Source organism: Polaromonas sp. P1_G2, assembly GCF_056405515.1.
In genome coordinates, this window is record NZ_JBFUBY010000115.1 from 1 (window position 1) to 12,050 (window position 12,050).

A 12,050-nucleotide genomic window follows, 5' to 3' on the forward strand; every position below is an offset into this window, starting at 1 on the left:
GGCGTGTGGTCGGTGCTCGCGCCCCCGGGCTGGCGGCTGCGCGGCTCGCTCGGCGCCGCCGTCGCCATCAGCGGCACACGCGCCGCGCCGCAACTGGCCGGCGACCTGCAGGCCGACGACCTGGCCCTGCGCTCGGTGGTCGACGGCATCGAGTTCGGCAACGGCAAACTGCGCGCCAAGCTCGACGGCACCCGCATGCGCATCAACGAGTTCACGCTGCAGGGCGCCGGCGACAAAGGCACGGGCGGCATCCTCACGGCCCAGGGCGAGGCCGGCTGGGTCGAAGGCAAACCCCAGGTGCAGCTCAACGCCAAGCTCGAGCGCCTGCGCGCCAGCATACGCACCGACCGCCAGCTCACCGTCTCCGGCGAGGTGCAGGCCGGCCTCAAGGGCCAGCAAAGCGAGCTCACCGGCAAGCTGGTGGTCGACCAGGCCCGCATCATCCTGCCCGACGAAGGCACGCCGCAGCTGGGCGACGACGTGGTGGTGCGCAGCACCCGCGGCGCGGCAGCCGGCCAGAAGGCGCCGGCCCAGGCCGGCAGCGACACCGCCGACCGCGACGCGCGTCCCGTCAAGCTGGCCGTCGAGCTGGACCTGGGCCGCGACTTCCGCATCCAGGGCAAGGGCATAGACACCCGCGTGCGCGGCACATTAGCCTTGAGCGGCGACAGCCTGCGCGACCCCCATCTCAACGGCACCATCAACACCGCCGGCGGCCAGTACCGCGCCTACGGCCAGCGCCTGGACGTCGAGCAAGGCATGCTGCGTTTCACCGGAGCCATCGACAACCCCATGCTGGACATCCTGGCGATACGCCCCAACCTCACGCAGCGCGTCGGCGTGCAGATCACCGGCACCGCCCTGCTGCCCCGCGTGCGCCTCTACGCCCAGCCCGAGCTGCCCGACGCCGAAAAACTCTCCTGGCTGGTGGTGGGACGCTCCTCCGCCTCCGGCGGCGCCGAAGCCGCCCTGCTGCAGCAGGCCGCCCTGGCCCTGCTCGGCAGCAAAGGCGGCGGAGGCATGTCCGGCGGCCTGGCCGCCTCGCTGGGGCTGGACGAGCTGTCCTACCGCGGCGCCTCCAGCAACACCGACGGCAGCACCACCGAAAGCGCCCTGACCCTGGGCAAGCGCTTTTCACGCAACTTCTATGCGGCGTATGAGCGAACGATTTCCGGCGCGCTGGGCACGCTCTATGTGTTCTACGACCTCTCGCAGCGCTTCACGGTGCGCGCCCAGGCCGGCCAGCAAAGCGCGGTGGATTTGATCTTCACCGTGCCTTACGACTGAGGGTGTTTCCGGGTGCGAAAGACGGGCATCCGCCACCGAATACAATCACGGCTTCTCCAAGAGAAGTGCCGCCATAGTTCAATGGATAGAACGAGTGCCTCCTAAGCGCTAGATACAGGTTCGATTCCTGTTGGTGGTACCAGGTCAAAACCCAGCCTCGGGAAAAACCAAGTTCAACCGCCCGCCCTCCTTCGCGGTGCACCTTTTACATCGCCTAACCCTTGCCAACGCCCAAGAGCTTGCGCGGCTCGAACGTGCGGTGGATCGCCCTTTCCCACTTTCCGATTTGAGAAACTGATCACCCTGCGGAATTTCACGTTCGGCCGTCAACGTTATTAATCACATTGCCACCGCAACATAAAACGGTGACGGCGTCCGACGGGGTTGGCTACACTTAAAAATCGCAGGCAGTCAAAAGAGCGGGTATGGAGTGAGGGCTCTGCCGCATCAAACAAAAGTTCCGAACCGGCTTGCAGGGATTTCGGATTTGGAGGGAGGGTCGTCATGCGAAATGCTCTATCAATGCGTGGCACGAGGTTCGCCGCGATCATTGGATCCATCCTTGTGGCCACATCGGCCACCGTGCACGCGCAGTCGTGTGCCGACGGATCGGTCCTGCAGGACTACCGCAAGGCCGCACGCGCGCGGGTTGGTGCGTCCGTCGCGGGAATAATTTCGCCTGCCGGGAACGGCGCAGTCAGCATGGTGCCTGTTTCGCAACCAGCACCATCCGGCAACTCGCCGAAGTTCGCCGCATTCTTCCTACCCGCGACGATGTTTATCAATGCGTCTCAGCTCATCGACCTCGAGGCAAAGGCAGGCGACGCGACACAGGCCTTGCCTGCCGCCTGGGGCATGCTGCTGATGCCCACGGCCGCCAGCGATTGCCGCCTCTTCCTGGTAGCGCCGTCCGATTTCGACCACGTGCTGGCTGCGAACGATGTGCGGCGAAAGCTTATCGACGCCGGATCAGCCTCCTTGTTGCTGGACGCCCTGTATCGCGCACGCTTTCCCGAGCGGCCGGCAATGAAGAACATCGTCGACGAAGGCGCATCCGACCCCTCCGGTCGTGCACTGTTTGCGGAGGTCCTGCGCGAGCCGCTGGTGCTGACCGCGCAGGCCGAAGTACTGGGAGATCCCCTGCCGACGTCAGGACCGCCGATCCTTGCCGACCTCCCACTCCTGTTCGACTGGCAGCGCTCCATGTGGCAGTTCGCGTGGCCTGAGTCGTTGCGTGCCATGAGCCTGAAGACTGGCGTCTACGGTGCGCGCGTCGAGCCGATCCTGCAGCGCGGCCCGAAGACCTGGACGGAGTCCTCCATCCGCCAGGACCTGCAGGCGTTAGAAGACACCTTGCGCGCGCTCAAGCCCATCGGCGAACTGGCGCAGGCCGACTTGGCAAACCTGGTTAAGCTTGGGGCGAGGATGAGCGACCTCCAGGTCCGCGCGCTCTACGGGCAGCAGGTCGCGATGCTGGAGCGCGAATTCGGCAACCAGTACACATTGCTCATTACTCGGATCGAATCGCACCACTCCGCGCTTTACGCCGCCTCGATCGGTGCGACGCCAATGACGCCTGCGCGATCCTTCGATACCGCCGAGCTGATGGCGTACCGTCCAAAGGCGGCGACGAAGGATTGGGACTTTAAGACCCTCGTGGTCCAGGGCGCAACAGCACTTATCCCGTCCGGCGCGCCTGACGGCGAGCTGGGCGCGGGCATAGCCTCGGCAGCGGCGAAAGGCACAGCGTACCTGCTTTTTCGTGATGCGCGTGATCCGACCACTGGTCAGGCGCGCGTCCAGCCAGAGGTCGTGGTCGCGCTGCCGGTCGATGCCTTGCTGTCGCTGGTGAGCAGCGAGCTGGATAAGCGCATGCCCGCGAACAAATGCGAACTTCGGTACAGCCATGGAGACGTGCGTTGGGACGTCCTTGACGGACAACTCGTCGGCAGTGTGGACGTCCAGGCACAGGTTTGGGCCTGCGTGCGGCACAAATGGGTGTGCTTTCGGGGGTGGAAGCCGCACTGGTGTGAAAACGAGGTGAAGACGCGGTTGTTCAAGACGCACGGCGCCGTGTCTGTCACCGCCGCGGGCAGTGTGATTGGCCAAGGCCTCACGATACTGATCACTGCAAACATCCCCTACCAAGCCACAAAAACGGCTGCGATGAACAAGGTCCTGCGCCAACCCGAATCGCGTATGTTTACGATACCACCAGTAGAAATGCAGAGCACATTCTTTGCTCGGCGTAAGGGGGGCACCGATATCTTGTGGGTAGTCACCGGCCGCATGCCCGCGATGGAACCGGGTATTGCGGCTGCCACGGCCGAAGCCCTGAAGGCTTATCTTGCAGAGGAGCAAAAGAAGTGAAAATCCGATTCTTGGCAGCGCTCGTACTACCACTGCTCATAGGAGCGTGTGGTAACGACATCAACATCTGCTATCGCGGCCAGGGTATCTGCAAGTTGCGTACGCACCGAATACCGACGCATCCGCAACCGGAGCCGCCCAAGGTAGCGGTCGTGGAACTGGAAGGGTCCGCCAAGACGTGCCGTTGCGCGCAGGCGCAGCAGTTCGCCCTACGCAATTCGGGCAGCCCCGGCGACATCTCCTGGACCACCTTCAGTCGCGAACCAGCCGACAAGGAACCCCGCAGCGTGACGACCACCCGCCTGATCGGGAAGGATGACATCCCGCTGCCCTGTACGATCGATTTGACGGAGTCCACCCAGCAGTGCCAGCGCAGCACGGTGACGATGTACGAGGGAAAACCTTATGGTGGCGATGTCAATGCCATCCTGCGCGGCATCGTAGCGACTACCGCCAAGGCTGATCTGCAAAGCATGGGCGAGTTGCCCAAGTCTGACGGCAGTTGCCCGCAAAAATGCCGCGGCACCACGGACTGCCTGCAGATGAAGGCGGGCAAGAGTGTTGACGTCGGCCGCAAAATCGCATTGGCGCTCGCACGGCCCCAGCCGGTGATTGCCAATAGCGTCATCGTGGAACTCACGGCGGCAAAGGACAACGTCTGTCAGCGCAGCGACATCGTTTTCGAAGGTGGCAAGGCCTACAACGTCGGCCTGACCGAGGGCTGCGAAATCTCGAGCAAYCTGCCTTCGACGATGGGAGACCTGATCATCAACGTGCCGCGCACCGTAAGCTTTCAACACACCCCAATGGTGGGCGACAACTTCGAGCTGCGGTTCGAGCACCGGCAGGCCTCGCCCGAGCTCTCATTCAGTAACGCCGCGCTGCAATCGACCTATGGTGGGCGGGTGCTTGCCGCGACCTACGACGCGGGCAATTTCGTTATCGAAATGGAGTCGCAGCACCGCTGCGTAGCGGTGCGTGTAAATTGAAGGTCTGTGATATCAAGAGGTCACGTCAGCCCGCTCGCACCTGCGCTTGCGGAAAAATTTTGGAAATGCTCCCAGGAACTCGCCGCCTCACCCTCGATATTCCATCAACACATCCAGAGCCTCAGTGGCGCGCAGTTTCACAGCTCTAGCCTGCAACCCATCAAATAGCCGAATGCAAATAATTAACCGTGGTGATGAAGTCAAACACCGGCAATCCTGACCGGCGCCGGCTCACTTCCGAATAAGGCGGCAGGTCTGTGCATTCCAAAGTCCCGGATGCCCGGATGCTTCTGAAGCGCACCAAGCGCCGTACCCAAAACTTCCTGCTCGATGACATTGAGGTCGATCTCGGTATCCGGTTCGGCGAACATCCGGTTCCATTCCGGGCATTGCTCCAGGCCCAGGATGTGCAGGCCGTCCATGCTCACAATGCCGGCATCCCTCAGGTGTCACGCAGCCTATGGACGCGACCGGAAACACACCCGATAGCAAAACCGCCAAAACAACAGCCTTTTGATGGCATCCATTTTTCGACGTTGAATACACCCGATGGGCGGATTGAGTCGATTTCGGCTGAATTCTCCTATCAGGAATGTGCAATAAACATCGACCTCGGATATCCCAGCCCCAAGCATACGGAGTTCGGTAAATGACGAGGTTGAGACCCTTTTGGCACTATTTTCCATCTCAAAACAATGCCCACAACGCATCCCGGAAATGCATCATCAAAAAATGAGTCGCTTCAGTTTCACCCATATGCACTTGCCTTTGTGGCGTGCGCATACGGGTGCACGTGACGCAAAACACTCGACACTACAAAATCGCGCTCACAAATGTTTAGGGGGATAAATGCGATGAAGCAATTACGCAGATTTACGGGAGTCTTGTTCGTTGTAGCTACAACATGTGGGTCATGCAACTCTTGGGCGCAAGTCAATGAACCTGGAAAGTCTTGGCACTATATGGAAAATCCTGTTCTGCCCGCACCGCCTATTCCTACGGAGGAGCAACTCAAGCGCGGAGAAGATCTCTTGAATACATTGCTCAAGATCGCCTCTAACGTCAGGTTGACGGATTCCGCGGCTGTGATGCGAGAGCTAGGAGTGGATGAGCTGAACATACAGCGAAATTCGGATCACCTTTGGATTACACCCAAGCACCCAACCGACGAAGAACTACGGAAGCGAGGCTTTGAAAGTATGAATTTAGTGCAACTGCACGACCCCTATCAGCGGGGGGGACGTTCGAGACTCAGCATCAGTTTGCATTCTCAGATTACATGTGTGACGCCACAGGCGATGGAACGAAAATTAGAGAACATACAGCGAAGTCTTTGGACGCGACCAGAAACACACCCTACGCCTAAGCCCCCAAAAAAACAGCCACTTGACGGTGTCCTTTTTTCCCCACTGGATACGCCTGACGGTCGGATTGGATCAATTTCAGCAGAATTCGCTTACCAGGAATGTGCGGAAAGCATCGACTTCGGGTATCCCAGTCTTAAGTCATGACCAGGGCTGCCCCAATCTGGATGYGGTGGACCAAGCACTGATCACGTTGGCAAGCAAAATGATCTGCTGCAGCACCGGCTACTGACTCTCAATGCGCGTGGAATTGAGCAGTGAGTCCAGCCGGGCGGCGCGCTTGGTCAGTTGCTGGAGCACGACGCTGAAATCGCCGCCATCCTGGGGGCTGCCCATCGCCTTGGTCAGCGCCTGGAACAATGCCAGGTCCGCTACGGGCCGCAGCTGGTAGTTCGACGAAGCCTTGAACGCCGACAGGTCGTACATATTCTTCAGCGTGGCCTTTTCGGCCTCGTCGCGGCCGTAGGCCAGGAAGAATTTTTTGATGCGTTGCTGCGTTGCCGCCGGCAGGTCCTTGCGGTACAGGATCGGGTCGTTGGGAATCAGCGGCGACTCCCRGATCACTTTCACGCGCGCCATCTTGTCCGGGAACTCCGCCTGGTAGCGCTGCATATCCGCGGTGTTGTTGGTCGCCAGGTCCACCTGGCCGCCGGCTACCGCGAGGAAGTTGTCGCGGTGGCTGGTGCGGTTGATCTTCTTGAAGTGCTTCTCAGGATCGATCTTGTTCTTGGCGAACACATAGTAGTTCGGCGCCAGGAAACCCGAGATGGACTCCTTGTTGCCGGCCCCCAGCGTGTAGCTGCCCGGATGGCCGATCACCTCCGCCAGGGTCTGGGGCGCGCCGTCCTTGCGGGCAAGCAACACCGAGCTATAGCCGCGCGTTCCATCCAGCCCGACCATCTGCGCAAACACCAGCGCCTGGTCGGTTTCAACCAGTYCGATCGCCAGCTTGTTGTTGATCCAGGCCACCTGCACTTGCCCATTCTTCAAGGCGCCGGAGACTTCGGCGAAGTCTTTCGAAGCAAGAACGCGCACCGGCCGCTGCATCTCTTTGGCCAGCGCGTCGGTGAAAGGCTTCCAGTTCTCCAGCATCTTCTCCACGGTATCGCCCGTGACAATGAGCCCCAGCGTTAAAGGCGCCGGGTTGTCGGCAGCGTGAACCGGGAACAGTCCCAGCCCAGCCACGAAGGTCGTGCACAAGGCCGCGCACAGGGCGCGCCGGGCCCGGGAGGGAATCCCGTGGCAGAGGCGATCAGGGTTCATTCAACACCTCCTGGCGATGGGCGGGCAAACGGATGAACGAGGCCGGCTTACTTGTTGCCGGCAGGGAGCGGATGAATATCTTCCGGCTTGACCACAATCCAGTTCTTGTCGGCCGTGACGGGCAAGCCCAGCTCCTTCTGGCGCGCCGCGTTTTTGGTCCACATATCGGTGATCTGTGTCATGTATTTGGCTTTGCGGTTGACCCAGACCCGTACGCCGCCGCGATCGATGTCCGTCCCATGGAACAGCATGTAGCCGTCGCTGGTCGGCGTATCGCCCGCCACCAGGATGGGTTTTTTCCACTGGTCGATATAGGTCAGGATCGCCGCATACTTGCCTGCCATCCAGGTGTTCGGTGTCCACAGGTAAGGGTGCATTTGCAGGTCCATATTTTTGGCGGGATCGTATTTGCCTTTCTGGATCTGCAGGCGGGACGAGGTCAGTTCCTGGGTCTTGCGATCTTTCAGCATGGTCGCCACGCCGATCACGTTTTGCGGCTTGACGTTGTAGCCGTACCGGGGGTCGGATGCCACCATGCGCACCAGTTCTTCATGCGCGGCGGTCATGATGTAGACCTCGATGCCGTTCTCCATCAAATGGTTCATCAGTTCGCGCTGGCCTTGATAGATGCGCGGCGGCTGGATGTCGATGGTCTTGACGGTGTCGCCTTCATAGTAGGTCGCCGGAATCGGTTTGCCGTAAGCCATCAATTCATCGACGAGCGCTTTCAACTCCTTGAGCGTGTAGCCCGAAAAAATTTGCGCCACCCAGGGGTAGCAAACCATGTCGTCGATTTCGCACAGCCGGTAGTAATAGCTGTTCAGGCTTTCCTTGTTGCCGTTGACATCCTTGAACGGGATCAGCTTGAGCGAAGGGTCCATGTTCTCGCGCGTCAGCAGGCCTTTCATTTCCATGTAAGGCAACAGGGACTCTTCCAGGTCGAAGTTGTAGCTCGTGTTATCCATATCGAACACGGCGTACTCCCCCTTGTTCGCATGCGTCTTGACCAGCGCATTGAGCTTGGCCGCGGCATCGGCGGGCCAGTGTTTCAATTCGACGGCTGAGCAGCCGAAAGCAACACTCGCCAGCAACAGGCCGGACAACAGTTTTTTAACCCTATTCATACGAATCTCCATCAAGTTTTTCGGATTGCCGAGTGGTGGCTGGCCAAACCCAGCTCCCCGTGAATTTTTCGGTGGCGGCGCGATCAAAGACCCAGGTGCTTGTTGACCGCCGCCAACCCGTCCTTGCCGTCAAAGGTGCTGACCTCGGCCAGCCACTTCTTGAGCACATCCGGGTTCTTCTTCAACCAGTCACGGGCCGCGTCGTTCGGCTTGACCTTGTTGGTGATGGGCGCCATCACCTGGTTCTCCAGGTCGGTATTGAATTGCAGATTGCCGATCAGCCTGGCCGCGTTCGGGCAGCGCGCCTGGTAATCGGTGCTGGTCGCGGTGTACACCTTGGCCTCGCCGAAGTTCGGGCCGAACACGGCGTCGCCGCCCTCCAGGTATTTCATCTTCAGCTGCACGTTCATCGGGTGCGGCTCCCAACCCAGGAAGACGACCCATTTTTTCAGGCGCGACGAGCGTTGTATTTCGGACAGCATGCCGGCTTCGCTCGACTCGACCAGCTTGAAATCCTTCAGGCCGAATTCATTCTTGTCGATCATGCGCTGGATCAGAAGATTGCCGTCGTTGCCGGCTTCGATGCCGTAGATTTTTCCATCGAGCTCTTTGCGAAATTTCGCGATGTCGGCAAAGGTCTTCAAGCCACCTTCAAAAGCGGGGCCGTTGGCGGCCAGCGTGTATTTGGCGCCGACCAGGTTGGGCTGGTCCAGCACCTTGATTTGGCCCGCCTTGACGAAGGGCTCAATCATGGGCGTCATGCTCGGGTTCCAGTAGCCAAGGAAAACATCGATCTGCTTGCTCTTGATGCCCGCGAAGGTAATCGGCACCGAAGCCAGCGTCGTCTTCGGGCTGTAACCCAGGCCCTCCAGGACCACCGATGCCAGCCCTGTGGTGGCGGCGATGTCGCTCCAGCCAACATCGCCAAAACGCACCGTGCGGCAGCTTTCCGCCTCTTTTGCGCCGCCCGGCAATTTGCTTTGTGCGCTTGCGGGGCCGGCGCAAAGCGTGAGGGCAAGAACCGCAGCCGGGCCGAGTATGTGCAGAGACCTCATGTCACGTTTTCCTTGTTGGATAGCGCATTTGCTGGGACTGGAACGGGCCTGCCCACCGCATGCTTTTTTCAGCCACTCCCGGTGCAAGGCGAGTGGTGCATGCCGGGAAGCAGTGCTCTTCCGTTGACGAACTATAGGTTTAGGAAAACGGTCAATATTGACGTATTGCGACTAACATATGTCGTATTCCAACAACCAGATAAGGGCTGCCCGAAATACCTTATAGGCTGTTTGTCAACGCACGGCGGGTCCATATGAGGGAAGAAAACAGGGAGCGCATTTCGCCAAAAGCCGCACCCGCGGCGCGCAAGGTTGGCTTGCTGCTGATCCCGCAGTTTTCCAATCTGGGTCTGGCCCTGGTGATGGAACCGCTGGTACTGGCCAATTGGCTGATGCAGCGCAAGCTGTTCGAATGGACCACCTTGTCGGTCGACGGCGACCCGGTGGTCGGGACGCACGGCATGCATGTGCCGGTCGATGCGGCGTTATCCGACGACATGGAGTTCTCCGCGGTTTTCGTCATCGCCAGCTTCGAGGCCAAGCGGTATGCAAAGAACCGCAAGATCAAAAACTGGCTGAGGCGGCAGGCGGCATTCGGCGCGGAACTCGCGGGCATCGAGACCGGCGCCGAAATCCTGGCCGCTGCCGGTTTGCTGGATGGCTATAGCGCGGCGATCCATTGGGACAACCTGGAGGGCTTCCAGGAGCTGTACCCGAACGTCAACGCGAAGGACCAGTTTTACACCATAGAAAGGCGCCGCCTGACTTGTGCGGGCGCCACGTCAACGCTGGACATGATGCTGCAATGGATAGGCGAGCGCGAAGGCGCCGACCTGGCGCACGAGGTTTCCCAGCACATGCAGTACACGCAGGTTCGCTACCCGACGGACTCCTTGCTGAGCAACGCAAACAAGCGCCCCGGCGAGGCCAGCAGGCATGTCCAGGCCGCGATAAACCTCATGCAGGAAACCGTGGGAGACCCCGTGTCCTGCGACGAGATCGCCACCAGGGTCGGGCTGTCGCGGCGCCAGCTGGAACGCCTGTTCCAGCACTACACATCGCTGGCTCCCCTGAAGTACTACATCAACCTGCGGCTGGCGCGCGCGCACAAGCTGCTGCAGCAAACCGACCTGAGCGTGGCGCAGGTGGCGGTCGGCGCCGGCTATTCGTCGCTTGAACATTTCTCGCGCGTGTACCGGGACAAGTTCGGCTGCCCGCCCAGGGCGGACCGGCTGCAGTCCGTGCAGGCGCCGGTGATGCGGCAGGCTGTTTCACCGGCACGCAAATGACTTGCCCACTGCCGCCCGCCGCTTGGGCGGGGCCCGGAAATTTGCGCCATCTCGCGGTCGTAATACATCAAGAGCACCGGCTACCCTGAACCTATAGTGAGCCGTCAAGGCAATCGACAGCAATCGACCGCGATCGGCGATTGCACGGCAAAACATCGGAACAAGGTGAGCTCGTGACAACCCAGACACTACGCAACTACATAGGCGGCGCTTACCATCCCGGCACCGCTTCGGAAACACTGGAAAACCTGAATCCGGCCACGGGCCAGGTTTTATGCCGCGTCGAATTGGCGCTGGCGCCGGAAGTCGAACGCGCGATCGAGGCGGCACAAGCCGGGCTGGCCACATGGTCGGCGATGACCGGTGCGGAGCGCGGCCGCATCCTGTACCGGGCGGCGCAACTGCTGCGCGCGCGCAACCGCGAACTGGCCGAACTGGAGGTGGCGGATTGCGGCAAGCCGATCCAGGAGGCCGAAGTGGTCGACGTCGCCAGTGGCGCCGATTGCATTGAGTACTTCGCCGGCCTGGCGCCGACGATTCACGGCCACCATTACGGGCTCAAAAACGCTTTTGCGTACACGCGGCGCGAGCCTCTCGGCATCTGCGTCGGAATCGGCGCCTGGAACTATCCCCTGCAGATCGCAWGTTGGAAGTCGGCGCCGGCCCTGGCCTGCGGCAATGCCATGATTTTCAAGCCTTCCGAATTGACGCCGCGCAGCGCCGCCAGGCTCGCGGAAATCTACACCGAGGCCGGTGTGCCGGACGGCGTGTTTAACGTGCTGCAGGGCGATGGCCGCACCGGCCGGCTGCTGGTGACGCACCCGGCGGTGGCCAAGGTGTCGCTCACAGGTTCGGTCGGCACCGGCAAGGCCGTCATGGCGGAAGCCGCCAAAACCCTGAAGCGCGCAACCATGGAGCTGGGCGGCAAATCGGCGCTGCTGGTTTTCCCCGATGCCGACCTGAAGCAGGCGGTTTCCGCCGCGATGCTCGGCAATTTTTATACACAGGGCGAGGTCTGCACCAACTGCACACGGGTCTTTGTGCATGAGGACATCCACGATGCGTTTCTGGAACAGCTGCTGGCGCGTACCCGAAAGCTGCGCATCGGCGACCCGATGGATCCGGCGACGCAGGTCGGCGCGCTGATTTCACGCGCGCATATGAAGCGCGTGCTCGACTACATCGAAAAAGGCGTGGCTGAAGGCGCGCGGCTGGTCGCCGGGGGCAAGCAGCTCAAGACCAGCGGACTGGCCGAGGGGAATTTTGTCGAACCAACTATTTTTGCCGATTGCCGCGACGACATGAGCAT

At 60.7% G+C, this 12,050-nt stretch carries 9 protein-coding genes and 1 tRNA gene; 7 read left to right on the forward strand and 3 right to left on the reverse strand.

Features of this window, described 5'->3' with window-relative positions:
• From AC1D0P_RS13425 to AC1D0P_RS13445, 5 genes are all read left to right on the forward strand, one after another.
• Positions 1 to 1,287: translocation/assembly module TamB domain-containing protein (locus AC1D0P_RS13425; protein ID WP_477677194.1), on the forward strand; the 1,287-nt coding region annotated here is incomplete at its 5' end.
• A gap of 67 nt (positions 1,288 to 1,354) precedes the next feature.
• Positions 1,355 to 1,429: transfer RNA gene (locus AC1D0P_RS13430), tRNA-Arg, on the forward strand.
• Between the two features lie 422 nt (positions 1,430 to 1,851).
• On the forward strand, positions 1,852 to 3,657 hold the full coding sequence (locus AC1D0P_RS13435; RefSeq protein ID WP_477677195.1) for a hypothetical protein: 1,806 nt from the start codon (positions 1,852 to 1,854) through the stop codon (positions 3,655 to 3,657).
• 152 nt (positions 3,658 to 3,809) lie between these two features.
• Positions 3,810 to 4,646 (forward strand): hypothetical protein, encoded by an 837-nt coding sequence (locus tag AC1D0P_RS13440; RefSeq protein WP_477677196.1) that lies wholly within the window; start codon positions 3,810 to 3,812, stop codon positions 4,644 to 4,646.
• A 257-nt stretch (positions 4,647 to 4,903) separates the two neighbouring features.
• Positions 4,904 to 5,299 carry a hypothetical protein gene (locus AC1D0P_RS13445; protein WP_477677197.1) on the forward strand — a complete coding sequence of 132 codons (396 nt, stop codon included), beginning with the start codon at positions 4,904 to 4,906 and terminating at the stop codon, positions 5,297 to 5,299.
• A gap of 936 nt (positions 5,300 to 6,235) precedes the next feature.
• Here AC1D0P_RS13445 and phnD read toward each other — a convergent pair.
• The 3 genes from phnD to AC1D0P_RS13460 form a co-directional block, all read right to left on the reverse strand.
• Positions 6,236 to 7,273: a phosphate/phosphite/phosphonate ABC transporter substrate-binding protein gene (gene phnD, locus AC1D0P_RS13450; RefSeq protein WP_477677198.1), complete on the reverse strand. Its 1,038-nt coding sequence runs from the start codon at positions 7,271 to 7,273 to the stop codon at positions 6,236 to 6,238.
• 47 nt (positions 7,274 to 7,320) lie between these two features.
• Positions 7,321 to 8,397 (reverse strand): HAD family hydrolase, encoded by a 1,077-nt coding sequence (locus AC1D0P_RS13455; protein ID WP_477677199.1) that lies wholly within the window; start codon positions 8,395 to 8,397, stop codon positions 7,321 to 7,323.
• An 83-nt stretch (positions 8,398 to 8,480) separates the two neighbouring features.
• Positions 8,481 to 9,452: a choline ABC transporter substrate-binding protein gene (locus AC1D0P_RS13460; protein ID WP_477677200.1), complete on the reverse strand. Its 972-nt coding sequence runs from the start codon at positions 9,450 to 9,452 to the stop codon at positions 8,481 to 8,483.
• A 254-nt stretch (positions 9,453 to 9,706) separates the two neighbouring features.
• Here AC1D0P_RS13460 and AC1D0P_RS13465 point away from each other — a divergent pair, with 254 nt between their 5' ends.
• Both AC1D0P_RS13465 and AC1D0P_RS13470 read left to right on the forward strand, forming a co-directional pair.
• Positions 9,707 to 10,741: a GlxA family transcriptional regulator gene (locus tag AC1D0P_RS13465; RefSeq protein ID WP_477677201.1), complete on the forward strand. Its 1,035-nt coding sequence runs from the start codon at positions 9,707 to 9,709 to the stop codon at positions 10,739 to 10,741.
• Between the two features lie 173 nt (positions 10,742 to 10,914).
• On the forward strand, positions 10,915 to 12,050 hold a 1,136-nt coding region (locus tag AC1D0P_RS13470), incomplete at its 3' end, for an aldehyde dehydrogenase family protein (protein ID WP_477677202.1).